General features: G+C 57.6%; 27 protein-coding genes and 1 pseudogene. 19 read left to right on the top strand and 9 right to left on the bottom strand.

Annotation, left to right across the window (positions count from 1 at the left end):
- Nucleotides 1–74 precede the first annotated feature (74 nt).
- The 5 genes from H4V96_RS21815 (at nt 75) to H4V96_RS21795 (ending at nt 4,924) form a co-directional block, all read left to right on the top strand.
- Entirely contained in the window at nt 75–845 is a 771-nt protein-coding gene (locus H4V96_RS21815) for an ABC transporter ATP-binding protein (RefSeq protein ID WP_196856986.1), read from the top strand.
- Nucleotides 845–1,573, top strand: coding sequence for an ABC transporter ATP-binding protein (locus H4V96_RS21810; protein WP_070345997.1), 729 nt, complete (start codon nt 845–847; stop codon nt 1,571–1,573). The genes H4V96_RS21815 and H4V96_RS21810 overlap by 1 nt, the downstream gene beginning before the upstream one ends.
- Before the next feature lie 70 nt (nt 1,574–1,643).
- Nucleotides 1,644–2,861 (top strand): ABC transporter substrate-binding protein, encoded by a 1,218-nt coding sequence (locus H4V96_RS21805; RefSeq protein WP_010393816.1) that lies wholly within the window; start codon nt 1,644–1,646, stop codon nt 2,859–2,861.
- A gap of 166 nt (nt 2,862–3,027) precedes the next feature.
- Nucleotides 3,028–3,912 carry a branched-chain amino acid ABC transporter permease gene (locus tag H4V96_RS21800; protein WP_010393815.1) on the top strand — a complete coding sequence of 295 codons (885 nt, stop codon included), beginning with the start codon at nt 3,028–3,030 and terminating at the stop codon, nt 3,910–3,912.
- Between the two features lie 31 nt (nt 3,913–3,943).
- Nucleotides 3,944–4,924, top strand: coding sequence for a branched-chain amino acid ABC transporter permease (locus H4V96_RS21795; RefSeq protein WP_010393813.1), 981 nt, complete (start codon nt 3,944–3,946; stop codon nt 4,922–4,924).
- A gap of 60 nt (nt 4,925–4,984) precedes the next feature.
- Here H4V96_RS21795 and H4V96_RS21790 read toward each other — a convergent pair.
- Nucleotides 4,985–6,354 (bottom strand): annotated as a pseudogene (locus tag H4V96_RS21790) (IS3 family transposase).
- Between the two features lie 101 nt (nt 6,355–6,455).
- Here H4V96_RS21790 and H4V96_RS21785 point away from each other — a divergent pair.
- Nucleotides 6,456–8,528: a 3-hydroxybutyrate oligomer hydrolase family protein gene (locus tag H4V96_RS21785; protein WP_196856164.1), complete on the top strand. Its 2,073-nt coding sequence runs from the start codon at nt 6,456–6,458 to the stop codon at nt 8,526–8,528.
- A gap of 3 nt (nt 8,529–8,531) precedes the next feature.
- On the opposite strand, the gene H4V96_RS21780 is transcribed toward H4V96_RS21785, so the two are convergent.
- Nucleotides 8,532–9,689, bottom strand: a complete 1,158-nt coding sequence (locus H4V96_RS21780; protein ID WP_196856165.1) for an iron-containing alcohol dehydrogenase — start codon at nt 9,687–9,689, stop codon at nt 8,532–8,534.
- Nucleotides 9,690–10,162: 473 nt separating this feature from the next.
- Between H4V96_RS21780 and mnmG the strand changes: the two genes are divergently transcribed.
- From mnmG to H4V96_RS21715, 13 genes are all read left to right on the top strand, one after another.
- Complete coding sequence (mnmG, locus tag H4V96_RS21775; protein WP_196856166.1) at nt 10,163–12,100, top strand: tRNA uridine-5-carboxymethylaminomethyl(34) synthesis enzyme MnmG; 1,938 nt, start codon at nt 10,163–10,165, stop codon at nt 12,098–12,100.
- A complete protein-coding gene (gene rsmG, locus H4V96_RS21770) occupies nt 12,097–12,741 on the top strand; it encodes a 16S rRNA (guanine(527)-N(7))-methyltransferase RsmG (RefSeq protein ID WP_010393802.1) in 645 nt (214 codons plus the stop codon). The genes mnmG and rsmG overlap by 4 nt, the downstream gene beginning before the upstream one ends.
- Before the next feature lie 186 nt (nt 12,742–12,927).
- Nucleotides 12,928–13,698 (top strand): AAA family ATPase, encoded by a 771-nt coding sequence (locus H4V96_RS21765; protein WP_010393800.1) that lies wholly within the window; start codon nt 12,928–12,930, stop codon nt 13,696–13,698.
- A gap of 92 nt (nt 13,699–13,790) precedes the next feature.
- Entirely contained in the window at nt 13,791–14,675 is an 885-nt protein-coding gene (locus H4V96_RS21760) for a ParB/RepB/Spo0J family partition protein (protein WP_010393797.1), read from the top strand.
- 270 nt (nt 14,676–14,945) lie between these two features.
- Nucleotides 14,946–15,314 (top strand): ATP synthase subunit I, encoded by a 369-nt coding sequence (locus H4V96_RS21755; RefSeq protein ID WP_196856168.1) that lies wholly within the window; start codon nt 14,946–14,948, stop codon nt 15,312–15,314.
- Nucleotides 15,315–15,365: 51 nt separating this feature from the next.
- Nucleotides 15,366–16,175, top strand: a complete 810-nt coding sequence (atpB, locus tag H4V96_RS21750) for a F0F1 ATP synthase subunit A (RefSeq protein ID WP_196856169.1) — start codon at nt 15,366–15,368, stop codon at nt 16,173–16,175.
- Between the two features lie 62 nt (nt 16,176–16,237).
- The gene (gene atpE / locus H4V96_RS21745) at nt 16,238–16,519 is read left to right on the top strand and encodes a F0F1 ATP synthase subunit C (RefSeq protein WP_010393790.1); all 282 of its coding nucleotides are present in this window, start codon (nt 16,238–16,240) and stop codon (nt 16,517–16,519) included.
- Nucleotides 16,520–16,562: 43 nt separating this feature from the next.
- On the top strand, nt 16,563–17,033 hold the full coding sequence (locus H4V96_RS21740; RefSeq protein WP_010393788.1) for a F0F1 ATP synthase subunit B: 471 nt from the start codon (nt 16,563–16,565) through the stop codon (nt 17,031–17,033).
- Nucleotides 17,034–17,035: 2 nt separating this feature from the next.
- Complete coding sequence (locus H4V96_RS21735; protein WP_010393786.1) at nt 17,036–17,581, top strand: F0F1 ATP synthase subunit delta; 546 nt, start codon at nt 17,036–17,038, stop codon at nt 17,579–17,581.
- A 78-nt stretch (nt 17,582–17,659) separates the two neighbouring features.
- Nucleotides 17,660–19,201, top strand: a complete 1,542-nt coding sequence (gene atpA / locus H4V96_RS21730; protein WP_010393784.1) for a F0F1 ATP synthase subunit alpha — start codon at nt 17,660–17,662, stop codon at nt 19,199–19,201.
- Between the two features lie 62 nt (nt 19,202–19,263).
- Complete coding sequence (atpG, locus tag H4V96_RS21725) at nt 19,264–20,139, top strand: F0F1 ATP synthase subunit gamma (RefSeq protein WP_070346001.1); 876 nt, start codon at nt 19,264–19,266, stop codon at nt 20,137–20,139.
- Between the two features lie 29 nt (nt 20,140–20,168).
- Nucleotides 20,169–21,569 (top strand): F0F1 ATP synthase subunit beta, encoded by a 1,401-nt coding sequence (gene atpD, locus H4V96_RS21720; RefSeq protein WP_010393778.1) that lies wholly within the window; start codon nt 20,169–20,171, stop codon nt 21,567–21,569.
- Nucleotides 21,570–21,631: 62 nt separating this feature from the next.
- The gene (locus H4V96_RS21715) at nt 21,632–22,051 is read left to right on the top strand and encodes a F0F1 ATP synthase subunit epsilon (protein ID WP_010393776.1); all 420 of its coding nucleotides are present in this window, start codon (nt 21,632–21,634) and stop codon (nt 22,049–22,051) included.
- Here H4V96_RS21715 and H4V96_RS21710 read toward each other — a convergent pair.
- From H4V96_RS21710 to H4V96_RS21680, 7 genes are all read right to left on the bottom strand, one after another.
- Nucleotides 22,048–22,236, bottom strand: coding sequence for a hypothetical protein (locus tag H4V96_RS21710; protein WP_196856170.1), 189 nt, complete (start codon nt 22,234–22,236; stop codon nt 22,048–22,050). The genes H4V96_RS21715 and H4V96_RS21710 overlap by 4 nt on opposite strands.
- 75 nt (nt 22,237–22,311) lie before the next feature.
- Nucleotides 22,312–22,866 (bottom strand): hypothetical protein, encoded by a 555-nt coding sequence (locus H4V96_RS21705; protein WP_010393774.1) that lies wholly within the window; start codon nt 22,864–22,866, stop codon nt 22,312–22,314.
- A gap of 65 nt (nt 22,867–22,931) precedes the next feature.
- Nucleotides 22,932–23,303, bottom strand: coding sequence for an adenosylmethionine decarboxylase (gene speD / locus H4V96_RS21700; protein WP_196856171.1), 372 nt, complete (start codon nt 23,301–23,303; stop codon nt 22,932–22,934).
- Nucleotides 23,304–23,305: 2 nt separating this feature from the next.
- On the bottom strand, nt 23,306–23,482 hold the full coding sequence (locus H4V96_RS21695; RefSeq protein ID WP_196856172.1) for a hypothetical protein: 177 nt from the start codon (nt 23,480–23,482) through the stop codon (nt 23,306–23,308).
- Nucleotides 23,479–24,942, bottom strand: coding sequence for a DUF4178 domain-containing protein (locus H4V96_RS21690; RefSeq protein WP_196856173.1), 1,464 nt, complete (start codon nt 24,940–24,942; stop codon nt 23,479–23,481). The genes H4V96_RS21695 and H4V96_RS21690 overlap by 4 nt, the downstream gene beginning before the upstream one ends.
- A 21-nt stretch (nt 24,943–24,963) precedes the next feature.
- A complete protein-coding gene (locus H4V96_RS21685) occupies nt 24,964–26,004 on the bottom strand; it encodes an SPFH domain-containing protein (RefSeq protein ID WP_196856174.1) in 1,041 nt (346 codons plus the stop codon).
- Between the two features lie 31 nt (nt 26,005–26,035).
- Nucleotides 26,036–26,422 carry a DUF350 domain-containing protein gene (locus H4V96_RS21680; RefSeq protein WP_010393765.1) on the bottom strand — a complete coding sequence of 129 codons (387 nt, stop codon included), beginning with the start codon at nt 26,420–26,422 and terminating at the stop codon, nt 26,036–26,038.
- Nucleotides 26,423–26,458 lie beyond the last annotated feature (36 nt).

Genomic DNA, 26,458 nt, shown 5'->3' with positions numbered 1-26,458 from the left:
GTATTGTGCGTTAAATTTAAGTTGTGTATTATAAAAATGACTAAATAGTACAAAAAGTACAACTAGGAGACATGATGTCAAACGTCATCTTGGAAACAAGAAATTTGACCAAGCAATTCAGGGGATTCACCGCAGTGAGCGAGGTGAACCTGCAGGTAGAGCGCGGTCATATTCATGCCTTGATCGGTCCCAACGGCGCCGGCAAGACCACGTGCTTCAACTTGCTCACCAAATTCCTGATCCCCACTTCCGGACAGATCCTGTTCAATGGGAAAGACATCACGGCTGCCAAACCGGCGCAAATCGCCCGCATGGGCGTGATTCGTTCCTTCCAGATTTCCGCCGTTTTCCCGCATTTGTCCGTGCTGCAAAATGTGCGCATCGGCTTGCAGCGCCAGCTGGGCACTTCCTTTCATTTCTGGAAAAGCGAACGTTCCCTGAGCCAGCTCAACGACCGTGCCATGGCCTTGCTGGCCGAAGTCGACCTGGCGGAGTTTGCCGACACCATCACGGTCGATATGCCGTATGGCCGCAAGCGGGCGCTGGAAATTGCCACCACCTTGGCAATGGCGCCGGAAATGATGTTGCTCGACGAGCCGACGCAGGGCATGGGTCATGAAGACGTGCATCGTGTGACGGAACTGATCAAAAAGGTGTCGGCTGGGCGCACCATCCTGATGGTGGAACACAATATGAGCGTGGTCTCCGGCATTTGCGACAAGATTTCTGTCCTGCAGCGCGGCGCCATGCTGGCCGAAGGCAGTTATGCGGAAGTGTCGCGTAATCCACAGGTGATGGAAGCGTACATGGGCACCACCCACGCCGAGCTGGAAGGGGCGCATTGATGACGACGCAATCGAAGACAGGCACGCCGGCGCTGGAAATTACACAACTGCACACCTGGTACGGTGAATCGCACATCTTGCACGACGTGAATCTGAAAGTAGGGCAGGGCGAAGTGGTGACTTTGCTGGGCCGCAATGGCGCCGGACGGACAACCACCTTGCGCGCCATCATGGGCTTGACGGGCGCACGCACGGGCTCCATCAAAGTCAATGGTGTTGAAGCAATAGGTTTGCCCACGCACAAAATCGCCCACCTGGGCATCGGCTATTGTCCCGAAGAGCGCGGTATTTTTTCATCGCTGTCGACCGAGGAAAACCTGATGTTGCCGCCGACTCTGGCTAGCGGCGAGAAGGGCATGTCGGTCGAGGAAATCTATGCCATGTTCCCAAATTTGCAGGAGCGCCGCCACAGCCAGGGCACGCGCCTGTCGGGCGGGGAACAACAGATGCTGGCCGTGGCGCGTATCTTGCGCACCGGTGCGCGCCTGCTGCTGCTCGATGAAATATCCGAAGGCTTGGCACCTGTCATCGTGCAAGGGCTGGCGCGCATGATCACCACCCTGAAAGCGAAAGGTTACACCATTGTCATGGTGGAACAGAATTTCCGGTTTGCCGCACCGCTGGCGGACCGGTTTTATGTGATGGAGCACGGTCAGATTGTCGAGACTTTTGCTGCATCCGAACTGGAAGCCAAGATGCCGGTATTGACCGAGCTGCTTGGCGTGTAATGCCCATGTAGTTCCGTATCGTCATCGAGCAATCGTTTAAATAGCCAACAATAATCCCAACGGAGACACTATGAAACGTAACGCTATCGCCATTGCCACTGCCACTCTGTGTACCTTGTCGGCACTGGGCTTGTCCAGCGCCGCGCACGCCCAGGTATCGGGTGACACCATCAAGATCGGCTTCATTTCCGACATGTCCGGCGTGTATTCCGACGTCGACGGCCTCGGTGGCGCCGAAGCCATCAAGATGGCGATCGCCGATGCCGGCGTGGTATTGGCCGGAAAAAAGGTGGAATTCATCTCTGCCGACCATCAAAACAAGGCCGACATCGCCGCCTCGAAGGCGCGCGAGTGGTTTGACCAGCAAGGCGTCGACATGCTGATCGGCGGTACCAACTCCGGTGCCAGCCTGGCCATGGCCAAGGTTGCGGCGGAAAAGAAAAAAATCTTCATCGCCATCGGCGCCGGTTCCTCGCGCCTGACGAATGAAGAATGCACGCCTTACACCGTGCATTACGCCTACGACACGGTAGCGCTGGCGCGCGGGACGGGCGGCACTATCGTCAAGCAGGGCGGCAAGAGCTGGTATTTCATGACGGCCGATTACGCGTTTGGCCACTCGCTGGAAAAAGACACGGCCGAGGTCGTCAAGGCGGCTGGCGGCAAGGTACTCGGTAGCGTCAAGCATCCGTTGGGCGCCTCGGATTTCTCCTCGTTCCTGTTGCAGGCGCAGGCTGCCAAGCCGCAGATTCTGGGCCTGGCCAATGCGGGCGGCGATGCCATCAACAGCATCAAGGCTGCCAATGAGTTTGGCTTGACGAAAACGATGAAGCTGGCCGGCTTGCTGATCTTCATCAATGACATCCATTCGCTGGGCTTGAACCTGACGCAAGGCATGTACTTGACGGACGGCTGGTACTGGGACTTGAATGCGGAAACGCGCGCCTGGTCGAAACGCTATTTCGCAAAGATGAAGAAGGAACCGTCGATGCTGCAGGCGGCCGACTATTCGGCTGCGGCGAACTACCTCAATGCCGTCAAGGCGCTGGGCACGGACGACACCGAAAAGGTCATGGCCCACCTGAAAAAGACCAAAATCAACGATATGTTTACCCACAATGGCGAAGTGCGCCCCGATGGCCGCATGGTGCACGATATGTATCTGATGGAAGTGAAGAAGCCATCCGAGTCGAAATACCCGTGGGATTACTACAAGGTGGTCGCCACCGTGCCTGGTGCGCAAGCGTTTGTGACCAAGGCCGAATCGAAGTGTTCCCTGTGGAAGTAAGGCTGTAGCAATATCTACAGCTTGCCCGCCACTGCGCGGGCGCTCTGTCCTGTACGCTCTTTGCGCGCAGGGTTCGCCTTGCGCCGCCGCGCCAGCCTGGTCTGCGGTGGCGTGTTTCCCTTGATATGACACCGTCCTGTGGCGGTGCTTTTTATACTGTGATGCCATGGAAATTTTCGGCGTTCCATTACAAGCGATGATGAGCCAGCTGCTGCTGGGTCTTGTCAACGGCTCGTTTTATGCCATGTTGTCCCTCGGTCTGGCCGTCATCTTCGGCTTGCTTAATGTCATTAATTTCTCGCATGGCGCCATGTACATGATGGGCGCCTTTCTGGCCTGGATGGGCCTCAGTTACTTCGACATCAATTACTGGGCCATGCTGGTCATTGCCCCGATCCTGGTCGGCCTGGTCGGCATCGTGATCGAAAAAACCATGCTGCGCTGGCTGTATAAGCTCGACCACCTGTATGGCTTGCTGCTGACTTTTGGCATCACCCTGATCATGGAAGGCGTGTTTCGCTCCTTCTATGGCGTTTCGGGCCAGCCGTACGCCGTGCCTGAAGCGCTCGCTGGCGCAACCGATCTGGGTTTCATGATATTGCCGAACTACCGCGCCTGGGTGGTGATCGCTTCGCTCTCCGTGTGCCTGGCCACCTGGTTCGTCATTGAAAAAACCAAATTGGGGGCCTACCTGCGGGCCGGCACGGAAAACCCGAAATTGGTGGAAGCGTTCGGCATCAATGTGCCGCTGATGGTGACACTGACGTATGGCTTTGGCGTGGCACTGGCCGGTTTCGCCGGCGTGCTGGCGGCGCCCATCATTCAGGTGTCGCCGCTGATGGGCTCGAACCTGATCATCGTCGTGTTTGCCGTGGTGGTGATCGGCGGCATGGGTTCCATCATGGGCTCCATCTTGACGGGCCTGGGCTTGGGTGTGATCGAGGGCCTGACTCGCGTGTTCTACCCGGAAGGCTCGGCCACCGTGGTGTTCGTGGTGATGGTCATCGTGCTCCTGCTGCGTCCCGCCGGCCTGTTCGGCAAAGAAAAGTAATCCTCATCAGTCATGTATTGGAGCTACCACGATGAATAAGAATGTAGGCTACGCCATTGCCTTGCTGCTGGCGTTGGCGGCGCCGTTTTACGGTTATCCCGTCTTCCTGATGAAGTTATTGTGCTTTGCCCTGTTTGCCTGCGCCTTTAACTTGCTGATCGGCTATACCGGCTTGCTGTCGTTCGGTCATGCCGCCTTCTTTGGCGGTGCCGGCTATGTGACCGGCTACGCGCTGCGCACCTGGGGTTGGCCAACGGAACTGGGCTTGCTGGCTGGCGTTGCCACGGGAGCCTTGCTAGGCCTGGTGATCGGCGGCCTGGCGATCCGCCGTCAAGGCATTTACTTTACGATGATCACCTTGGCGCTGGCGCAGATGGTGTACTTCCTTGCCTTGCGCCTGCCGTTCACCGGTGGCGAGGATGGCTTGCAGGGTGTTCCACGTGGAACCTTGTTGGGCATGATAGACCTGGCTAATGACACGGTGCTGTACTACGTGGTGCTGGCCATCTTCATCGCCGGCTTTGCCCTGATCGTGCGCACCATCCACTCGCCGTTCGGCCAAGTACTCAAGGCCATCAAGGAAAATGAACCGCGCGCCATCTCGCTCGGTTACGACGTCAACAAGTACAAGCTGATGGCCATCGTGCTGTCGGCCTCGCTGGCGGCACTGGCCGGCGCCACCAAGACGCTGGTGCTGGGCTTTGAAACCCTTACCGATGTCTACTGGGGCATGTCCGGCCTGGTCGTGCTGATGACCTTGGTCGGTGGCATGGGCACGCTGTCCGGTCCCATCCTTGGCGCAGTATTGATCATCGCGCTGGAAAACAAGTTGGGCGATGTTGGCACGTATCTGGCCACGCACACGGGTATCGAGTGGTTTGGCACTCTGGGCGAATCGGTGGGTATGGTCACTGGCGTGATCTTTGTCATTTGCGTCTTGCTGTTCCGGCGCGGCATCGTCGGCGAAGCCATTGCGCGCTTCGGCGGCAGGGCTGCCAAAGCCGCTGTCTGATTTTCAAGCAACGCCGGACCGATAGTGAACTGACCCCGTAAAGTTGGACGGTTAAGTTTGTTAGGCGGCCAAGGGCTGGGTTCTGTATTGCACGGGACTCAGCCCTTTTAGTTTCATCTTAATACGGTCGTGATTATAGTAGTGAATGTATTTCTTGATGCCGGTTTGTAGCTCTTCGACGCTGCTGAATTTGTTCAGGTAAAAGAACTCCGATTTCAGCACTGCGAAGAAGCTCTCCATTGCCGCGTTATCGAGGCAGTTGCCCTTACGCGACATGCTTTGCACAACGTGCTTGTTCCGCAACGCCCGCTGATACGCAGGCATTCGGCCTTGCCATCCCTGGTCCGAATGAAGAATGGGGTTCTCGCCCGCTTTAAGCTTCGCCAGCGCCTTCTTGAGCATGACACCCACCAGTTCGAACGCTGGCCGCCTGGCGGTCTCAAATGCAACGATTTCGCCGTTGTACAAGTCCATCACCGGAGATAGATACAGCTTCTCGCCAGAGACATTGAATTCCGTCACGTCGGTGACCCATTTCTGATTGGCGCATGGTGCATCAAATTGCCGCTTCAGAACGTTAGGGGCAGCGTGGCCTACTTCGCCTTTGTACGAACGGTATTTCTTTGGCCGCACCAGTGACTTGAGACCGAGCTTGCCCATCATGCTTTGAACGGTCTTGTGGTTGACCTTTTCGCCCAGCTGCCGAATCGCCGCTGTGACCCTCCGATAGCCGTAGCGCCCCTTATGGAGGGCAAAGATGATGCCAATCTGCTTTTTCAGTTCCTGATGCTTGTCGCAGACCTGCGCCGCCTTCTGTTGATAGTAAAAAGTGCTGCGCGCCAAGCCGGCCAGCTTGAGCAGGCCAGCCAGGGGAAAGTGCTGCCTTAGTTCAATAATTACTTGCGCTTTTTGCGTGCTGTCGCCTGCGGTAGCTGCTGTGATTGAACTAAGGCCCGCAACTTTTTTAGGTAGGCCACCTCCATGCGCAACTGATTCACCTCTGCGACCAACTCCTCGTGGGTACGCTCTGAATCATTAACGGGCAAAGATGGCTTTGTGTCTGGAGGGCTGGGCATTTTCGTGGGTCTGCCACGGCGACGTGGCATGAGGGCGTCTATACCGCCCGTATGATAGCAGCGCTCCCATACGCCCACGGCGGCATGATGCCGAATATTGAAAACTGCAGCAGTCTTGCCATAAGACAAGTCATTGGCCCACATATGTTGCAATACCGAAAGCTTGAAGTCTGCATCATAGTGGCTGAACTTCTTTCGCAAGCCGTCCTCACCATGCTGGCGAAATAGTCCCACCCACTTGCGAACCATGGAGTAAGGAACACCATGCTGGTTCGCCAAGAATTGGAAACCACTCGCGCCGGCAAGGTATTGCTTGACCACTGCCAGCTTGAACTGTTCTGCGTACTTCGACATGAAAAACCCCAATAGGTTGGTGTCCAACTTATTGGGGTCAGTTCAGATAGTCCGGCGTTTTTCATTCTGCACCCACTGTTACTAGAACGGAGAGAAGCTCCATGCAAACGATGATCACGATCACGCGGGCGGGCACTGGCATGGGTTTGTGCGCCATGCTGGCCTTGGCAGGCTGCGGCAGCGACCATGCAGCGGAAGAACTGAATCAATTGCCCAGCTACCTGGGCGTGATCACGCGCGCTGATTACGACGGCAAGACGAACGATTTACTCACGGCAGGTCTGGGCAAGACGGGGCTGGCGGGCGCCATGCCCGCGTATGCGAATGCGGAGCAGCCGACGCCGCTCGAACTGCGCCGCAATGCCATCTACGCCAATTATCGCGCCGTGCTCGATATTGCCGCCAACAGCGGCTATGGCACCCTGTATGGCCCGAACGTCGATGCGTCGGGAAACGTGGGCGCGGGCGAGGGCCTGGTAGCCGGCAGTGAATACATCGCCTATGCCGACGATGGCACGGGCAAGAAGAATGTCAGCTTGATGGTGCAGGTACCGGCCAGCTTCGATCCCGAGCGTGCCTGCATCGTCACGGGTACATCGAGCGGCTCGCGCGGCATCTATGGCGCCATCGGCAGTTCGGGCGAGTGGGGTTTGAAGAAGGGCTGCGCCGTGGCGTATGCGGACAAAGGTTCCGGCACAGGGCTGTATGTGTTTGAAGACGACAGCGTCAATTTGCAGAACGGCGCGCGCGCGGGCAGGGTGGCTGCCGGCAAGAATGCACTCTTCGTGCCCGACTTGAGCGATGCCGACCGGCTGGCCTGGTCTAGCGCCTATCCGAACCGTATCGCCTTCAAGCATGCGCACTCGCAGCAAAACCCGGAGAAGGATTGGGGCAAGGTGACCTTGCAGGCGGTCGAGATGGCGTATTACGTCTTGAACCAACGTTATGGCGTACTGGCGCGCGACGGCAGTTCGCGCATCGTGCGGTTGACGCCGAAGAACACCATCACGATAGCATCGAGCATTTCCAACGGTGCCGGCTCGGCCCTGCTGGCGGCGCAACACGATACGCAGGACTTGATCAGCGGCGTCGTCGCCAGTGAGCCGCAGATTCAGCCGGCGGCGTCTAGTGCTTACAGCGTGCGGCAAGGCGGAGTGCAGCTTGCCAATCCGGGCCGCGCGTTGTTCGACTACGCTACCTATGCAGCCTTGTATCAGCCTTGCGTGGCTTCCGTCGCCAGTAATGCGGGACGCTGCACGGCGCTGCTTACCAAGGGGCTGTTGAACGGCGCCGACCTGGCGGCGCAGCAAGCGGATGCGAAGCAACGCTTGCGCGCGTATGGCTGGCTGGTCGATTCCGATCCGCTGCAGGCCGCGCATGCGGGCACGAATATCCTGGTGGCCGTGACGTACGCCTATGCTTATGGAAAATTTTCCGTGACCGACAAGGTATGCGGTTTCACGTTTGCACAGACCGATGGCAGCGCTAATCCGATTCCTTTTACCTCGGTGCAAAAGGCGGCCAGTTTTGCGGCGCAAAACGGTATACCGGGCAGTGTCGTCTACGAGAACAGCGTGGGCGGCACCAAGGGCTACACGGCTGGCGTGTCGCCCTCAAGCAACATTGCGGACCAGTCGCTCGATGGATTTCTGTGCCTGCGCAGCTTGGCGATAGGCAAGGATGCCGTCAGCGGCGCCAACTTGCAGGGCACCTTGGAAGGGCAAAGCGTGCGCGTGCGGGCAGGCATGGCCGAAGTAGCTGCCAGCGGAAAATTGCATGGCAAGCCAGCCATCATCGTGCATGGCCGCAGCGATACCCTGATTCCCGTCAATCAAGCTTCGCGCGCCTATCTTGGCCTGAACGCGGCCGTGGAAGGGAGCAACAGCAAACTGCGCTATGTGGAGGTGACTAACGCCAACCACTTCGATTCCTTCAGCAGCGCCTTGCCGACCCTGATCGTGCCCTTGCATGTGTACCTGAACCGGGCACTCGACGCGATGTTTGCGCATTTGTCTGCCAAGCAAGCGTTGCCGCCCTCGCAGGTGGTGCGCGCGGTGACACGCGCTGACGCGTCGACCTTGATCACGAATGTCAACGTGCCAGCGATAGCGGCAACGCCATTGGCGGGTAATGCGATCAGCGTGACGGGCACGGTGGTGGATGTACCCAACTGAGTCTCATAGCGCTGCCGCATAGATGGCGCGGGCATCCTTGCGTGTGACAACGCGCGCATTGTTGCCCAGCAATCGCGTCTGCAGCATGGCGTCATCGGCGAGTCGGTCCAGGTCGCTGGTCATGACGCCCACTTCGCGCAGCGTACGCGCGATGCCGGTGGCAGCGCTAATGTCCTGCATGGCGTCGATCAAGGCCTCGGCCCGTGCTTTCTCGCTGCCCGTGATGCCCGGTTGCACGACGCTCGCCAGTTGCGCATACAGGGGCGCTGCGTGGGACAGATTGAAGCGCAGCACGTGTGGCAGCACCAGCGCATTCGACAGGCCGTGTGGCACGTGGAACAGGCTGCCAATGGGATAGGCAAGCGCATGCACGGCGGCCACGGGCGCATTGGCAAATGCCTGGCCGGCCAGCATGGCGCCTAGCAGCATGGCTTCGCGCGCCGGCAAGTTGCTGCCATCGCGGCAGGCCGTGAGCAGATTACCGGACAATAGCGACAAGGCTTCGATAGCCAGCATGTCGGACAAGGGATTTTTCAGCAGGCGGCTGGTGTACGCCTCGATCGCATGCACCATGGCGTCGATGCCGGTAGCGGCTGTCACGGCGGGCGGCAAGCTCAGGGTCAGCTTGGCATCGAGGATGGCCAAGTCCGCATATAGTTGCGGCGCGACTATGCCCATCTTGCTGCTGGCGCCTGTGGTGACGATGGCAATCTGCGTCACTTCGGAACCTGTGCCTGCCGTAGTGGGTAATTGCACCAGGGGCAGGCGTTGGCTGTGGACATTACCGATGCCATACAGTTGCGCCAGATCCTGGTGTCCTGCTACCAGCACGGCGACCAGTTTGGCCACGTCCAGCGAGCTGCCGCCACCGAGACCGATGATGAGTTCCACGTGAAACATTTGGGCTCGGCTCACGCCTGCAAGCACGACCGCTTCCGACGGATCCGCTTGCACATCGGAAAAGACATGCACGTCAATGCCTGCCGTTCGCAAGCTATGCAGCGGATCATCTGCAAGTCCCGTACCTAGAAAACCAGCGTCGGTGACGAGCAGCGCGCGGCGCACGGTGGGGAAGTGATGGGCGACGTGCGCGCCCAGTTGGGTGGCGGCGCCTGGCGCAACGATCAGATGCGGCACGGTGCGGAACTGGAAGGCGGGCATGCATACTCCTGGCAGTCGAGTCATGTGCCAAGCTTACTCCGCTTTTCCGTCCCGCGTGTGTTTCACGTGGAACGGGAACGGGGGCATCCATCAATGCCGTGTTGCCTATCGGATGACCGGCCGAAGGCCAATATCCTCCAAAAGTCCATGACGGCCAAGAGAACCGGCAAACCAAGTTCGCTGACGTTCGCATTCCTAGACTTCAGGAGGACGACCTCGCTATTTAGCAGGATGAGCAGGATGGGCAGGATGGAGAGAGTGGAAGGCCGCTGGCAGCGGATGGCGTACAGCAGGGGGATGACGGTGCACACGCGAGTCCGGTGCGTGTTCCACGTGAAACAGAAATGCCCTCTTCCGCTCTACTGCGGAGTAAAAATTAAGCAAAAATTGGCCCATGGAAGGTTACGCTCGCAAAAAGACTCTATAATCGGGCTCTCTTCCCGCATTTTTACTTGCACTGTTACCTATTAATTATGTTATTTCCTACAGAATTCGACGTTATCGTTGTCGGTGGTGGTCACGCCGGTACCGAGGCGGCCCTCGCTTCCGCCCGCATGGGGCAGAAGACGCTATTGCTTACGCATAATATTGAGACACTGGGCCAGATGTCGTGTAATCCCTCGATTGGCGGCATCGGCAAGGGCCATTTGGTTAAAGAGGTCGATGCCATGGGCGGTGCGATGGCAATTGCCACCGACGAGTCCGGTATCCAGTTCCGCATCCTGAACTCTTCGAAAGGTCCGGCAGTACGCGCCACGCGCGCCCAGGCTGACCGCATTTTATACAAAGCCGCCATCCGTACACGCCTGGAAAACCAGCCGAATTTATGGCTGTTCCAGCAAGCCGTGGACGACTTGATCGTCGAAGGCGACCGTGTCGTCGGCGCCGTGACGCAGATCGGCCTGAAGTTTTTGGCGCGCGCCGTGGTGCTGACGGCTGGTACTTTCCTTGACGGGAAGATTCACGTGGGCTTGAATAATTACTCGGCTGGTCGCGCCGGTGACCCGCCCGCCATTTCGCTGTCCGCCCGCCTGAAAGAGCTGAAACTGCCGCAAGGGCGTTTGAAAACGGGCACGCCGCCGCGCATCGATGGGCGCACGATCGATTTTTCCGTGATGCAAGAACAGGCCGGTGATCTCGATCCCGTGCCCGTCTTCTCGGTGATGGGCAACACGTCCATGCATCCGCGCCAGGTGCCCTGCTGGGTCACGCACACGAATACGCAGACGCATGACATTATCCGCGCCGGCCTCGATCGCAGCCCCATGTACACGGGCGTCATCGAAGGCGTGGGTCCCCGCTATTGCCCCTCGATCGAAGACAAGATCCACCGTTTCTCGGGCAAGGACTCGCACCAGATCTTCCTTGAGCCGGAAGGCTTGACGACGCATGAGTTCTATCCTAACGGCATCTCCACGAGCCTGCCATTCGATGTGCAGATCGCCCTGGTGCAATCGATGAAGGGCATGGAAAACGCTCACATCATGCGCCCCGGTTACGCCATTGAATATGATTATTTCGACCCGCGCGGCTTGAAGGCGTCGCTGGAAACGAAGGCCGTGGCTGGTCTGTTCTTCGCCGGTCAGATCAACGGTACTACCGGTTACGAAGAAGCGGCCGCGCAAGGCATGTTGGCCGGCCTGAACGCAGCCTTGCTGACGCAGGACAAAGAAGCCTGGGTACCGGGCCGCTCCGAGGCGTATCTTGGCGTGCTGGTTGACGATCTGATCACCCAGGGCGTGCAGGAACCGTACCGCATGTTCACCAGCCGCGCCGAGTACCGCTTGAGCCTGCGCGAAGACAATGCCGACATGCGCCTGACGGAAATCGGTCGCACCCTGGGCTGCGTCGGCGATGCCCAGTGGCAAGCCTTCGAAATCAAGCGCGAAGCGGTGGCGCTGGAACTGCAGCGCCTGCGTTCTACCTGGGTCAATCCGCGCATATTGGAGGCGGCCGAATCTGAACGCATCGTCGGCCAGGCCATCGAGCGCGAATATTCGCTGGCCGACCTGTTATGCCGTCCGAACGTGGCCTACGATACCCTGATGAGCATGACGGGCATGGAAGGCCAGGCCCTGGCCGGCCCCGGAGTAGAAGATCCCGCCGTGCGCGAGCAGGTGGAAATCCAGCTCAAATATGCGGGCTATATCGAGCGCCAGAGCAAGGAAATCGAGCGTCATGAACACTATGAAAACCTGGCCCTGCCAGTCGGTTTCAACTATCTCGATATCGGCGCGTTGTCGGTCGAAGTACGGCAAAAACTCGACAAGCAGCGCCCTGAAACCCTGGGCCAGGCATCGCGCATTTCCGGCGTGACCCCGGCGGCGATTTCGCTGCTGCTGGTGCATTTGAAAAAGCGTGGTTTCGGTGCCGCGCAGACTACCACTTTAAAGGACGAGGTTGTTGAATGAAGCAGTTTGACCGGGCCGCACTGGCCCCCATTTTGAATGAAGGCATCGCCGCGCTGGAGCTGGACCTGAGCGCGGATCAGACGGAACAACTGCTCGACTACCTGGCCTTGCTGGCCAAATGGAACAGCGTCTACAACCTCACGTCGGTGCGCGATCCCATGCAGATGCTGACCTTGCATGTACTCGATTCGCTGGCCGCCGTGCCAGCGTTCGCAGACGCGAAAAACGTGCTCGACGTGGGCGCCGGTGGCGGTTTGCCGGGCATGGTGCTGGCTATCGCGCGGCCCGATGTGAAAGTCTCGATGATCGACACGGTGCATAAGAAGACGGCTTTTTTGACGCAAGTGAAGGCCGAACTGGGTCTGGCCAACGTCACCGTCTACACCAAGCGCGTGGAACAGCTGGAAGTGCAGCAGAAATTCGATGTCATCACCTCGCGCGCTTTTGCCGACCTGTCCGATTTCGTCAACTGGTCGAACCATGTGCTGGCCGAGGGGGGGCAATTCATCGCCTTGAAAGGGGTGGCACCACCAGACGAGCGCGAGCGACTGCCGGCAGACTGGCAAATAACGCAATTACGGCCTATCCAGGTGCCAGGGCTAAATGCGGAGCGTCATCTGATCTTTATAGCAAGATTGTAAGGGCTGGTAAATTAAATGGTATAAATAGTATAAACAATTTATACGGTATAAATTATATAAACCGTATAAACCGTATAAACAATTTATACCATATAAATAGTATAAATAAAATAAACAATATAAATCGTTTCGGTCGGATGCCGGGGCGCACGATGAAGTTTGCATTTCTTTACGACTAGAAGATACATGGCCAAAATTTTTTGTGTAGCAAATCAAAAGGGTGGTGTTGGTAAAACCACAACAAGCGTCAATCTCTCCGCCGGTCTGGCCAAGCTGAACCAGCGCGTGCTGCTGGTCGACCTCGACCCGCAGGGCAATGCGACCATGGGGGCCGGCATCAACAAGGCCGGCTTGAAGGCGTCCACCTATGAAGTCATGCTGGGCGAGTCCGATGTCAAGACGGCACGCCAACGTTCGGAAGCAGGGCGCTTCGATGTCTTGCCGTCGAACCGCGAACTGGCCGGTGCAGAAGTCGAGATGGTCGAACTGGATAACCGCGAACGCCGCCTGAAGGAAGCGCTGGCCGAAGTGGACAGCGAATACGACTTCATCCTGGTTGATTGCCCTCCGGCACTGTCGATGTTGACCTTGAATGGCCTGTGCGCCGCGCATGGTGTGATCATTCCAATGCAGTGCGAGTACTACGCGCTCGAAGGCTTGTCCGATCTGGTCAACACCATCAAGAAGGTGCACGCCAATCTGAACCCGGATTTGAAGATCATCGGCTTGCTGCGCGTGATGTTCGATCCGCGCATGACATTATCGCAACAAGTGTCTGCGCAACTGGAGCAGCACTTCGGCGACAAGGTTTTCAAAACCATCATTCCGCGCAATGTGCGACTGGCCGAAGCGCCATCGTACGGCTTGCCAGGCGTGACCTTCGACCCTAGTTCGAAAGGTGCCCAGGCGTATATCGCCTTTGGCGCCGAGATGGTCGAACGTATCAAACATATGTAAACAAGCCCGAGGTCAGACCCGGCGGGTCTGACCCCAGCACTTGCCGTTGGGTTAAAGGCAAATAGCAATATAGATAAGATTATTAGGACAGCATGGCTACGAAAAAATTAAAAGGACTGGGTCGCGGACTCGACGCCCTCCTGGGCGGCGGCGGCGATTTCGCCAGTCCGGACACGCATCAACCCTCCAGCTTACCCGTGTCACAAATGCAAGCTGGCAAGTACCAACCGCGCACGCGCATGGACGAGGGAGCCCTGAACGAATTGGCCGCTTCGATCAAGGCGCAAGGATTGATGCAGCCCATCCTGGTGCGCCCGATCGGGCAAGACACCCTGAGCGGTGTGATTAAATATGAAATTATCGCTGGTGAACGCCGTTTCCGCGCCTCGCAGTTGGCGGGCTTGACGGAAGTGCCGGTGCTGGTGCGCGATGTGGACGACTTGGCCGCCGCGGCCATGGCGCTGATTGAGAATATCCAGCGCGAAGACCTTAATCCACTGGAAGAGGCGCAAGGTATCCACCGCCTGATCGCTGACTTCAATTTTACGCATGAGCAAGCGGCCACTGCGCTGGGACGCTCGCGCAGTGCGGTGTCGAACCTGTTGCGCCTGATGAACCTGGCCAGTCCCGTGCAGACCATGTTGATGGCCGGTGATATCGACATGGGCCATGCGCGTGCCTTGCTGGCGGTCGATCCAGCCAGCCAGATCAACTTGGCTAACCAGGTCGTGGCCAAACGCTTGTCGGTGCGCGAAACGGAAAAGCTGGTGACGCGCACCGTCGAGGAAGCGACCAATCCCGTCGAACCGCGGCAAAAGGAAAAGTCCGGCGACATCGCGCGCCTGGAAGAAGAGTTGTCCGATACGCTAGCCACACCCGTGGTATTTAAAATGGGCAACAAAGGCCGTGGTCAACTGGTGATCGATTTTGCCGATCTTGACGTGCTCGATGGCGTGCTGACCCGCTTGCGTGGTTAAATAGCAAGTTGCAAAAATCTGGGGAGTATGCGTGCAGACAATCTGGCCATACTTCCCGGATCTACCACGGGATTGCTTGTTAACACGCCAGAAATCGGCCAGACAAGCAACTTTGCCATATGGTGGTGCAAGTGACAGGGAATAGTCGGTAAAGCGTCAGTTTCACGCCGCAATCGCCCTGCTGCGGCGCAGCAACGTTTGACTCTATAGATCAAAGCCAACTATAATCCCGTGTCTTTGCGTGTGTAGATTTTTCTGGGAACCTGGCAATTGAGTGATTCACAACAAAGTATTGCCAAACCCGTCTACAAAGTAGTTGCATTGCAGTTAGCAATCGCTATCAGTTTTGCCACAGTCACCCTGTTTTTCGGTGGCAGTGTCAGAGGCTGGTCCGCCGCATACGGCGGTGCTATCGCAGTCATCGGTAGCCTGGTATATGCCATGTTGGTGGTTCGCGGTTCTAGCGACGCTAAAATGGCATTCCGGGCGCATTTGCGCGCAGAAGTGATGAAAATATTTATCACAGCGGTGCTGTTTATATTGGCACTGGTGTTGTTTAAGTCGGCCGCCTGGTTATGGCTGATCTTGGGTTTCGCGGTGGCAACCTTAGCATACTGGTTTTCATTGCTCGCTGTTTAATCATTGGTTTTGGGGCCTGTTGTGCTCTGAAACGACAAATCTAAATTCATTATGACCACAGAACACGCTATTGAAGCGGGCCATGCTGCCCCGGCCAACGCCACAGAATACATCAGTCACCATTTGACCCACTTGAAAAGTGCCACTGGCACCTTCAATCTGGATACCTTCTGGATTTCTGCCATTCTGGGCTTTGTTTTCCTTGCCGTTTTCTACATGGCTTCGCGCCGCGCGACGGCCGGTGTTCCCGGCAAGCTGCAGAACTTCGTCGAAATGATCATGGAAATGGTCAATGAAACCATTAATGGGGCCTTTCACGCAAAAAGCAAGATCATCGCACCGCTGGCCATCACGATTTTCGTGTGGGTCTGGCTGATGAACGCGATGGACTTCTTGCCAGTTGACTTGCTGCCGATGATTTTGAGCTGGTTTGGCGTATATAACCTGCGCGTGGTGCCAACCGCCGACGTGAACCATACTTTTGGCATGTCGTTGTCGGTGGTTCTGTGTATTATCGCGTTTTCCGTCAAGGCCAAGGGCCTGGGCGGCTGGATCAAGGAATTGTTCACCGCGCCGTTCCACGCAAGCGGCATCATCGGCACGATCTTGTTGGCACCAATTAATTTCTTGCTGCAAATGGTTGAGTTGGTTGCGAAACTGATCTCCCTGTCGCTGCGACTGTTCGGCAATATGTATGCCGGCGAACTGATTTTCATCTTGATCGCGTTGTTGCCTTGGTGGGCACAGTGGGCGTTGGGTGGTCCATGGGCAATTTTCCATATCTTGATTGTAACTTTGCAAGCTTTTGTGTTTATGGCGTTGACGGTTGTGTATCTGAGCCTTGCGGTTGAGAAGCATTAATCAGCAACTTTATATTTTGTTTTTTTGTTAGTACCTTTCGTTTTTAAATTTAGGAGAATTTTATGCAAGCTCTGATCGCACAAGTACAAAGCATGACCGTTCTGGCAGCAGCAATCATCATCGGCCTGGCCGCAATCGGTACCGCTTTGGGCTTCGCTATCTTGGGTGGTAAATTCCTGGAAGCTTCGGCACGTCAACCAGAACTGATGCCACAACTGCAAACCAAACTGTTCGTTATCGCTGGTCTGCTGGATGCTATCTCGATGATCGGCGTTGGTATCGCTCTGCTGTACACGTTCGCTAACCCGTTCCTGGCTCCATTGATGGCTGCTGTTGCTCAGTAATTCGCTCCAATCCTAGGAGAAACTTTTAGTCAGGAGCAAAGGTATGGACATCAATATGTCGCTCATCGGCCAGATGATCACCTTCGCGGTGTTGGTCTGGGTCTCGATGAAGTTCGTATTTCCAGCGCTGAACAGTGCGCTGGATGAGCGTGCCAAACGAATCGCGGATGGATTGGCTGCGGCCGATCAAGGTCAAGCTTCGATGGCTGTCGCTGAAAAGCGTGCGCAAGAGGCATTGAACAGTGCACGTGAAGAAGCGTCGCAACGCGTTGCGGACGCTGAAAAGCGCGCGCAGCTGGTTGCTGAAGAGATCAAGCAAAATGCACAAGCTGAAGCTGCGCGTATCATTGCGCAAGCCCAGTCGGACGCCGAACAGCAACTGTCGAAAGCACGCGAACAATTGCGCGCTCAGGTGGCTGACCTGGCTGTCAAGGGTGCCGAGCAGATCTTGAAGCGTGAAGTCAACGCTACGGCTCACGCCGAAATGTTGCAGCGTCTTGCTGTCGAGCTGTAATCATGGCAGAACTCGCAACCGTCGCCCGTCCCTACGCGGAAGCTTTGTTCCGCGTAGCCCAAGCTGGTAAGGAGTCAAGCAACCTCGCGGCGTGGTCCGAACTGGTGTCCGAACTGGCACAGATCGGTAGCCACCCCGAGGTACAGGCGTACGCGCGCAATCCGAAAGTTTCGGAAAGCGACGTCGCCGCCACCATCCTGTCGTTGTTGAAATCGCCGCTCAATGAGGAAGTGAAAAACTTCGTCACGTTGTTGATCGAAAATGGCCGCATCAGCCTGCTGCCGGAAATCGGCGCGCAATTCCACACCTTGAAAAACGGTCTGGAAGGTGCGGCTGACGCCGAGATCACGAGCGCTTTCGATCTGAGCGAAGGCCAAACGGCCGAGCTGGTCGCAACGCTGGAAAAGAAATTCAGTCGTAAGCTCAACCCTGCCGTCACAGTGGATCCATCGCTGCTCGGCGGCGTGCGCGTGGTTGTTGGCGACCAAGTGCTCGACACCTCGGTGCGCGCCAAGCTGCAGCAACTGCATGCTGCATTGGTGTCGTAAGACACGCGCTTCGGCAGGCCAGCTTAGACAGACCCTTACCCCTCGCGCAAGCTGAGAGAAACACTTTTAGGAGTTAGTATGCAACTCAACCCATCTGAAATCAGCGAGTTGATCAAGAGCCGGATCCAAGGTCTTGACGGCGGCGCTGAAGTGCGTAATCAAGGCACGGTTATTTCCGTCGCCGACGGTATCTGCCGCATCCACGGTTTGTCGGACGTGATGCAAGGCGAGATGCTGGAATTCCCAGGCAACACGTTTGGCCTGGCAATGAATCTGGAACGCGACTCCGTCGGTTCCGTGATTCTGGGTGCCTATGAGCACATCTCCGAAGGCGACACGGTGAAATGCACCGGCCGCATTCTGGAAGTGCCAGTCGGTCCTGAACTGCTCGGCCGCGTTGTTAACGCGCTGGGTCAGCCAATCGACGGCAAAGGCGCCATCGAGACCAAATTGACGGCCGCGATTGAAAAAATCGCACCGGGCGTGATCGCTCGTGAGTCCGTGTCGCAACCTATGCAAACCGGCCTGAAGTCGATCGATGCGATGGTTCCAGTTGGCCGCGGCCAGCGCGAACTGATCATCGGCGACCGTCAAACCGGTAAGTCGGCTGTGGCGATTGATGCGATCATCAATCAAAAAGGCCAGGGCATGAAATGTATCTACGTCGCGATTGGCCAAAAAGCCTCGTCGATCAAGAACATCGTGCGCTCGCTGGAACAGCACGGCGCGATGGAATACACCATCGTTGTCGCCGCTTCCGCTTCGGAATCGGCCGCCATGCAATACATTTCGCCGTACTCCGGTTGCGCCATGGGCGAATACTTCCGTGACCGCGGCGAAGATGCACTGATCGTCTATGATGATCTGTCCAAACAAGCTGTTGCATACCGTCAAATCTCGCTGCTGCTGCGCCGTCCACCAGGTCGCGAAGCGTACCCAGGCGACGTGTTCTACCTGCACAGCCGCCTGCTGGAACGCGCAGCACGCGTGAACGCCGACTATGTCGAGAAGTTCACCAACGGCGCCGTTAAAGGCAAGACCGGTTCCCTGACGGCACTGCCGATCATTGAAACGCAAGCTGGCGACGTGTCCGCATTCGTTCCAACCAACGTCATTTCGATTACCGACGGTCAGATCTTCCTGGAAACGTCGCTGTTCAACGCCGGTATCCGTCCTGCAATTAACGCCGGTATTTCCGTATCGCGCGTCGGTGGCGCCGCCCAGACCAAGGTCATCAAAAACCTGTCCGGCGGTATCCGTACCGACTTGGCGCAGTACCGTGAACTGGCCGCGTTTGCGCAGTTCGCTTCGGACTTGGATGAATCGACCCGCAAGCAGCTGGACCGTGGTGCCCGCGTAACGGAATTGCTCAAGCAAGCCCAATACTCGCCACTGTCGATCTCGCTGATGGCCGTATCGCTGTTCTCGGTGAACAAAGGCTTCATGGACGACGTGCCAGTCAAGCAAGTGCTGTCGTTCGAAGCTGGTGTCCACGCTTACATGAAGACCAAGCAAGCTGCTCTGCTGGCCAAGATCGAAGAAACCAAGCAACTCGACAAAGACAGCGAAGCAACTCTGTCGGCGGCCATTGCTGATTTCAAGAAATCCGGCGCATATTAAGCGGCCAGGCGGCGCCCACCTCGAGTGAGGCGCCGCCCTACGCGCAGAAGGAGTAAGGACTCATGGCATCAAGCAAAGAGATACGAGGCAAGATCAAGAGCGTAGAGAATACGAAGAAGATCACCAAGGCGATGGAAATGGTCGCCGCGTCCAAAATGCGCAAGGCGCAAGACCGGATGCGGGCCGCCCGTCCCTATAGTGACAAGATTCGCAATATCGCCGCCAATCTGGCGACCGCCAATCCAGAATACACGCACCCGTTCCTGGCAGCTGCCCAGGCTACGCAAGCGAAGGCAGTAGGTTTCATCGTTGTCACGACCGACAAGGGTCTGTGCGGCGGCATGAACACCAACATCCTGCGTCAGGTGACGAGCAAGTCGCGCGAGCTGGAAGCAGCTGGCAATCGGATTGAAGCAGTCGCCATCGGTAACAAGGGTTTGGGTTTTTTGAATCGCATCGGCGTCAAGATTATCGCGCACGCCATTCAAACCGGTGATACGCCCCACCTGGACAAATTGATCGGACCCGTCAAGGTCATGCTCGAAGAGTTCCAGGCAGGCAAGATCGATGCAGTGTACCTGTGCTACACCAAATTCATCAATACGATGAAACAGGAACCAGTCGTGGAGCAATTGCTGCCCCTGACGGCCGACAAGATGGTCGCTGACAAGAGCGCCCACACGTGGGATTACATCTACGAGCCCGATGCGCAAAGCGTGATCGACGAATTGCTGGAGCGCTATGTAGAAGCGCTGGTGTACCAGGCAGTCGCGGAGAATCTGGCGTCCGAGCAATCGGCACGGATGGTCGCGATGAAGGCTGCAAGCGACAACGCGGGTAGTGTGATCGGCGAATTGAAGCTGATCTACAACAAGACCCGTCAAGCTGCGATTACCAAAGAACTCTCCGAAATCGTCGCCGGTGCGGCTGCGGTTTAAACGAATTTAACTATATTGAAGGAACGAACATGGCTGATGGCAAAATCGTTCAGTGTATCGGCGCTGTGGTGGACGTTGAGTTTCCCCGCAACGCGATGCCTAAGGTATTTGATGCCTTGAAGATGGCAGGCTCGGAACTGACCCTGGAAGTACAACAGCAGTTGGGCGACGGCATTGTCCGTACCATTGCACTCGGCTCGTCCGATGGCTTGCGTCGCGGCATGATGATTCAAAATACCGGCAAACCTATCATGGTGCCAGTCGGTAAAGCAACCCTGGGTCGCATCATGGACGTGCTGGGTAACCCGATCGACGAATGCGGCCCAGTGTCGCACGAACAAGTCGCGTCGATCCACCGCACCGCTCCTGCATACGACGAACTGTCGCCATCGCAAGAACTGCTGGAAACCGGCATCAAGGTGATCGACCTGGTTTGCCCGTTTGCAAAAGGCGGTAAAGTTGGTCTGTTCGGCGGCGCTGGTGTAGGCAAGACCGTCAACATGATGGAACTGATTAACAACATCGCTAAAGCGCACAGCGGCGTGTCCGTGTTCGCCGGTGTTGGTGAGCGTACGCGTGAAGGTAACGACTTCTACCACGAGATGGCTGACGCGAAAGTGGTCGATCTGGAAAATCCAGAGAACTCCAAAGTTGCGATGGTCTACGGTCAGATGAATGAACCGCCAGGTAACCGTCTGCGCGTTGCGCTGACCGGCCTGACGATCGCTGAATCGTTCCGTGATGAAGGCAAGGACGTTCTGTTCTTCGTCGACAACATCTACCGCTTCACGCTGGCCGGTACCGAAGTATCGGCACTGCTCGGTCGTATGCCATCGGCTGTGGGTTACCAACCAACCCTGGCTGAAGAAATGGGCCGTCTGCAAGAGCGTATTACGTCGACCAAGACCGGTTCGATCACCTCGATCCAGGCCGTCTACGTTCCTGCCGATGATTACACCGATCCATCGCCTGCTACCACGTTTGCTCACTTGGATTCGACCGTTGCGCTGTCGCGTGACATCGCTTCCCTGGGTATCTACCCAGCCGTGGACCCACTCGATTCGACCTCGCGTCAGCTCGATCCGTTGATCGTTGGTCAAGAGCACTATGACACCGCGCGTGCCGTGCAAACGACCCTGCAACGCTACAAGGAATTGCGCGATATTATCGCGATTCTGGGTATGGACGAGCTGGCACCGGAAGACAAACTGCTGGTCGCCCGTGCACGTAAGATGCAGCGTTTCCTGTCGCAGCCTTTCCACGTCGCTGAAGTCTTTACCGGCGCGCCTGGTAAATACGTTTCGCTCAAAGACACGATCAAGGGCTTCAAAATGATCGCTTCGGGCGAACTCGATCACCTGCCGGAACAAGCGTTCTACATGGTCGGCACGATCGAAGAAGCAATCGAAAAAGCCAAGAAACTTAACTAAGTTAAGTCTGGGCCTAACCCCGCCCCTTACAAGGCGGGGTTCTTCAACCCGATAGGACACACATGGCACACACAATTCACGTTGACGTGGTTTCCGCTGAAGAACTGATTTTTTCAGGCGAAGCAGAATTCGTCGCGTTGCCGGGTGAACAGGGCGAGCTGGGTATCTACCCACGCCACACGCCTTTGATTACCCGCATCCGTCCGGGCGCCGTGCGCATCAAGGTAGTCGGCCAGGCTGAAGAAGAATTCGTCTTCGTTGCTGGCGGTCTGCTGGAAGTGCAACCGGGCACCGTGACCGTCCTGGCCGATACCGCGATCCGCGGTCACGACCTGGATGAAGCGAAAGCGCTGGAAGCGAAGAAGTTGGCGGAAGAAAATATCCACAACAAGGATTCGGGCATCGACTACGCGCAAGCGCAAGCCGAACTGGCCAGCGCAATTGCGCAGCTGGCAGCGATCCAGAAGCTGCGCAAGCATTAATTCGCTAGCAAGCAGCAGAAAAAAAGGCAGCCTTTCGGGCTGCCTTTTTTTATGCAGTTCAGCTGCTGCACGATAAGGCGCAGTGGCGCAAAATCGAATGCGATGAAGAAAAACCTGGCCAGACTCAGGGCAGGGCAGGACAGTGACTGGGCAGCCGACAGCATGGCAGCGTTCGAATGGCGCATGTTGTCTGTTCCTGCTGAGTGATGGAAAACGTCAGTGCACCAGCGACATGCGCTGGCGTCAATAGACGGTGTGACTCAGCTGCACATGCCGTAGGCGCTGCGTTCGGGAAAATAGCGATACGTAAACGTGCGCACCGGATAGCGCTTGCCGGCGACGAGCATGTCGGGCATCGATAAATCAAAACGCTGCGGCAACTGGCGCGGCAGTTGCAGGCGCAGCCGCCACTGGGTTTCCTTGCTGTTGCCGACGGCGGCAAACATGATAGGCAGCTTTTCGATGACGTCGACTATCTCTGCCTTCCGGTTCATGCCGCGCTGGTAAATGGTCAGCACCTTGGCCTCGCCGAATGGTGGCTTGTGTGGTTCTTCCAGCAGGAAGGACAGGCGCGTGAAGCTCGCTTGCGTGCCGACGGGCAAGGTGAAGATCAGCGCCAGTTCCGTGCCGCCTTCCTTCAGCGTGACGGGCGGCGTGGCATACACGCTGATGCCGCGCGGCAGCTCGAAACGCGAACCTTCCGTCCATGTCTTGCACTCTGGCGTGGTGGCCTGGTACAGGCTGGGCGCCGTGTAGTCATCGCAGGCGGTGACGAGCAGTAGGAGTGGCAGCAGGGACAGGGTGGAGCGGCGCATGGCAGGCAGTGGTTGGGGAAATGAGCCGACAGTGTAAGCGATCGCCTTGTGATCCACCAGCGGCGCTACGCATGCTCGGGCGGGGCGCGCCGCACGGATTGCAACTGGCATTGCGTCGCCTGCAAGGCGTCCTTGATGAGGTCGAGCGCCAGTTGCGGCCGCGCCGCGCCGCACATAAAGATATCTACGGCGGCAAAGCTGCATTCCGGCCAAGTGTGGATGGAGATGTGCGACTCGGCCAGCAACACCACGCCAGTGATGCCCTGGCCCGCGCCAAAGCTGTGGAAATGGCTGTGCAGTACCTGCGCGCCGGCCGCAACGGCCGCCTCGCGCAGCAGGCGTTCGAGCGCTACGCTATCGCGCAGGCGTTTTGCTGCGATGCCCGATAAGTCGGCCAGCAAATGGGTGCCCAGGGGCAGATGCGGTGACTCTGCCATGCTTATTTGTGGCTGCCGCCGCTGGAACCGCCGCCGTAGCTGCCGCCGCCGCTACCCGTGCGCGAACTCCAGCTGCTGCCACCGTTGCCGCCACTGCCGGCCACCTTGAACATGCGCACCCAATTGGCGGCGGTGACGGAAAACGTCACCATCAAGGCATAGATCATGTATTTACTCATGGAGTATTCTTTGCATTTTTATCGAGAAAAAGGGCTGGCAGGAAGAGTGCCAGGCAGCCCAGCAAACTCCACATCAAGGTGCTGGAGAACGAGACGAACATCGGGATCGCATTCAATACCAGCACGATGACGATGAAGACCTTGGCGATGCCACAATGGCTCAGTTGAATATTTTGTTTCTTTGGAGCGCCATGGAAGGCGGCGCCGAACCAGGCGGCCATCTGGTCATAGGCGACGGGCACTGAGCGCGACCAGGTCATTTCCTCGCCGCTGATTTCGGCCGCCAGCTTGGTCTGTCCCTGTTCGAATTCAAATACGCGCGTGCTGTCGCCGACGGCCACCTGCCAGTTGAAGGCGCCCGCCGCATACACCACCTGTGAGCCGTAGTCATATAGCTTGGCATAGGTGGCACCATCGAGCGTGCAGCGCTCGGCATTCATGGATGGCCAAGTGGGCCAGTTCGGCAGCACGTTCGATCGCGACCAGCCATCGTTCGTTTCCACCAGCCAGAAGAAGCCGGCGCGCGCGTTGTACAGCAGGTATTCATTCCATTCGCTGCCTTCATCGTCGGCGCGGCGCATCATGCCGATGACCGTGAAATCGACATTGCTGATCTTCGCGCTGGCGCCCAGCTCCAGCGTGATGTCAGCGTTGTCGTGCACCTGCTTGCCGATGGCCAGCACCTGCGCTTCCGGACCGCTGGCATCAAGCTGCGCCTGGCAGGCAGGGCATACCAGCTGCGCCGCCGCACCGGGCACATATTGGATGCCGCTGCCGCAGGATGTGCAGTCGAGGGTATCGAGCTTGCCACGGTACTTGCCGGCGCTCCTGGCGATGGCGTCGTCGTCGCGCAGCAGCTGGCATTGCAAGCCATCCAAGGTGACAGCGACGCCCTGGTAGACGACTGCTTGCGGGCCATCCGTGTAGTCGAGCGTGACAAAGCTGGCGTAGTTGCGCAAGTCTGCCACCTGGATGCGCCAACCGGCACCCACCTTGAACGGCAATTCACCCTGGCCGGCAATGCATTCGGCATTGCGGATCTCGGCCGCCGTGTACGGCTCGCCGCAAATGGTGTAGCGCTTGCCTGGCGCCAGCTCGCCAAAGGCGGGCAGGGCATCTTGCGTCGGGCGCACACGCGTCAGGGTGTACAGGCCGGACGAGTCGCCCAGCCAGGCCGTGCTGGCATCGTCGAACAGCACATACCACTCGTTCCACGTGCCGGCGCTGTAGCGCTGCTGGATACGCCCGACGACCGTGAAGTGGACGCCATCGTGCACGCCGGCCGTGCCGATCTGGATCGGCGTATAGTCTTCCAGGATAGCCGACATCTTGCCTGCGTCCCTGACGGAGTCGGCGTCCTTGAGGATGCTGCTGTGGCAGTACTCGCACACGGCGAGCACGGAAGCGTGCGAGCGGAAACGAACGTCCGCGCCGCAGCTGGGACAGGAAACAGTTTGCATGCAGTCGTATTTCGCTAATATTTAGCCGATCAGTTTTTTCAGTAGTTCAGCCTTGGCGCCGTCGTAGTCGGCTGGCGAAATGAGGCCCTTGTCGAGCAAGCCCTTGAGCCTTTCCAGGCGCGCCTCGATCGGTTCTTCCGCGGGGGCGGGTGGTGCCGCCGGAGCTGGTGCCGGGGCGGGCTGCTGCAAAGCGCCACCCATGCTTTGCGCCATCACTTGGCCGATCGACAGCCCGGCACCGAGACCTGCGCCAATGCCGGCCATGCCGCCTTCGTTTTGCGCCGCCAGCGGGATCGCATTGGCCACCTGGAATTTGGTGTAGCCGCTCATCTTGTCGGCGCCCAGGCCGCCCTTCATGCCGGCGGAAATGCGCTCATCGAGTGCCGTCTGCAATTGCTCGGGCAGGCTGATACTGGCCACGTTGAATTCATCGAGGCCCACGCCATAGCGGGCGAACGCCTGCGCCAGGCCATGTTTGACCTCTTGCGCCATCAGCGCCTGGTTGGCCGCCATGTCGAGGAAGGGGACGTTCGCGCCGCCCAAGGAACTGGCCATGCTCGACATCAAAATGCCGCGCAACTGATCTTCCACCTCGTCGCGCGTATAGACTTCGCGCGTGCCACTGATCTCGGTGAAAAAGGTGCGGGCATCGGCGATGCGGTACGAGTACATGCCGAAGGCGCGCACGCGGATCATGTCGAAGTCCTTGTCGCGGATGGTGATTGGCTGCGGCGTGCCCCATTTGCGGCCCGTCTGTACGCGGGTGCTGAAGTAATACACGTCCGACTTGAAGGGCGAATCGAACAGCTTGTCCCAGTTTTTCAGGTTGGTCAGCAGCGGTAAAGTCTGCGTTGTCAGCTTGTGCGTGCCAGGACCGAAGACGTCGGCGATCTTGCCTTCATTGACGAAGACGGCGACCTGCGATTCGCGCACATTCAGGATGGCGTCATTCTGGATTTCGAAGTCCTGCATGGGAAAACGCCATGCCAGCACGCCTTCTGTCTCTTCGTTCCACTGCAGTACGTCGATAAACTGCTTCTTGATAAAGCTGCCCAGGCTCATGATGGATGTCCTTGAATAAAATAATGCGGTGTCAGGAAATGCAGGCGGCGTTGATGGCGCCGATCGACAGGGAAATGGCGCCCAGCAGGCCGCCGAAGGCGCTGTTGTTCGATTCGATCTGATCCTTCGACATGCGCAGCAAGCGCGTGGTGACCAGATAGGCGAGCAACTGCACGACCATGGCGCCGAAGGCCCAGGCGAAGAATTGCTGGTAGTCGGCCGTGTGCATCAGGGACGAGGCGATGGTGGCGGAAAAGCCCAGCAGGGCGCCACCCAGTGATAGCGCCGCCGCTTGATTGCCCTGGCGGATCAGCAGCACTTCCTTATACGGCGTGACGCGCGTATAGATGATAAAAAAGGCAATCAACAGTCCGGCAGCCAGTATAAGATGGATCAGATAGTTTAGGATGGCGGGCACGGCTTTCCTTGCAATGAGTATTTGATAACGTCAACG

The organism is Janthinobacterium sp. CG_23.4, from assembly GCF_029892305.1.
Lineage (GTDB): Bacteria > Pseudomonadota > Gammaproteobacteria > Burkholderiales > Burkholderiaceae_D > Janthinobacterium > Janthinobacterium lividum_D.
The sequence above is the reverse complement of the archived record's forward strand: the minus strand, read 5'-3'. Positions and strand labels throughout refer to the sequence as shown.

Coding starts and splice junctions, on each gene's coding strand:
- H4V96_RS21815 (WP_196856986.1), top strand. CDS start 75: ATGTCAAACGTCATCTTGGAAACAAGAAATTTGACCAAGCAATTCAGG.
- H4V96_RS21810 (WP_070345997.1), top strand. CDS start 845: ATGACGACGCAATCGAAGACAGGCACGCCGGCGCTGGAAATTACACAA.
- H4V96_RS21805 (WP_010393816.1), top strand. CDS start 1,644: ATGAAACGTAACGCTATCGCCATTGCCACTGCCACTCTGTGTACCTTG.
- H4V96_RS21800 (WP_010393815.1), top strand. CDS start 3,028: ATGGAAATTTTCGGCGTTCCATTACAAGCGATGATGAGCCAGCTGCTG.
- H4V96_RS21795 (WP_010393813.1), top strand. CDS start 3,944: ATGAATAAGAATGTAGGCTACGCCATTGCCTTGCTGCTGGCGTTGGCG.
- H4V96_RS21785 (WP_196856164.1), top strand. CDS start 6,456: ATGCAAACGATGATCACGATCACGCGGGCGGGCACTGGCATGGGTTTG.
- H4V96_RS21780 (WP_196856165.1), bottom strand. CDS start 9,689: ATGCCCGCCTTCCAGTTCCGCACCGTGCCGCATCTGATCGTTGCGCCA.
- mnmG (WP_196856166.1), top strand. CDS start 10,163: ATGTTATTTCCTACAGAATTCGACGTTATCGTTGTCGGTGGTGGTCAC.
- rsmG (WP_010393802.1), top strand. CDS start 12,097: ATGAAGCAGTTTGACCGGGCCGCACTGGCCCCCATTTTGAATGAAGGC.
- H4V96_RS21765 (WP_010393800.1), top strand. CDS start 12,928: ATGGCCAAAATTTTTTGTGTAGCAAATCAAAAGGGTGGTGTTGGTAAA.
- H4V96_RS21760 (WP_010393797.1), top strand. CDS start 13,791: ATGGCTACGAAAAAATTAAAAGGACTGGGTCGCGGACTCGACGCCCTC.
- atpB (WP_196856169.1), top strand. CDS start 15,366: ATGACCACAGAACACGCTATTGAAGCGGGCCATGCTGCCCCGGCCAAC.
- atpE (WP_010393790.1), top strand. CDS start 16,238: ATGCAAGCTCTGATCGCACAAGTACAAAGCATGACCGTTCTGGCAGCA.
- H4V96_RS21740 (WP_010393788.1), top strand. CDS start 16,563: ATGGACATCAATATGTCGCTCATCGGCCAGATGATCACCTTCGCGGTG.
- H4V96_RS21735 (WP_010393786.1), top strand. CDS start 17,036: ATGGCAGAACTCGCAACCGTCGCCCGTCCCTACGCGGAAGCTTTGTTC.
- atpA (WP_010393784.1), top strand. CDS start 17,660: ATGCAACTCAACCCATCTGAAATCAGCGAGTTGATCAAGAGCCGGATC.
- atpG (WP_070346001.1), top strand. CDS start 19,264: ATGGCATCAAGCAAAGAGATACGAGGCAAGATCAAGAGCGTAGAGAAT.
- atpD (WP_010393778.1), top strand. CDS start 20,169: ATGGCTGATGGCAAAATCGTTCAGTGTATCGGCGCTGTGGTGGACGTT.
- H4V96_RS21715 (WP_010393776.1), top strand. CDS start 21,632: ATGGCACACACAATTCACGTTGACGTGGTTTCCGCTGAAGAACTGATT.
- H4V96_RS21710 (WP_196856170.1), bottom strand. CDS start 22,236: ATGCGCCATTCGAACGCTGCCATGCTGTCGGCTGCCCAGTCACTGTCC.
- H4V96_RS21705 (WP_010393774.1), bottom strand. CDS start 22,866: ATGCGCCGCTCCACCCTGTCCCTGCTGCCACTCCTACTGCTCGTCACC.
- speD (WP_196856171.1), bottom strand. CDS start 23,303: ATGGCAGAGTCACCGCATCTGCCCCTGGGCACCCATTTGCTGGCCGAC.
- H4V96_RS21695 (WP_196856172.1), bottom strand. CDS start 23,482: ATGAGTAAATACATGATCTATGCCTTGATGGTGACGTTTTCCGTCACC.
- H4V96_RS21690 (WP_196856173.1), bottom strand. CDS start 24,942: ATGCAAACTGTTTCCTGTCCCAGCTGCGGCGCGGACGTTCGTTTCCGC.
- H4V96_RS21685 (WP_196856174.1), bottom strand. CDS start 26,004: ATGAGCCTGGGCAGCTTTATCAAGAAGCAGTTTATCGACGTACTGCAG.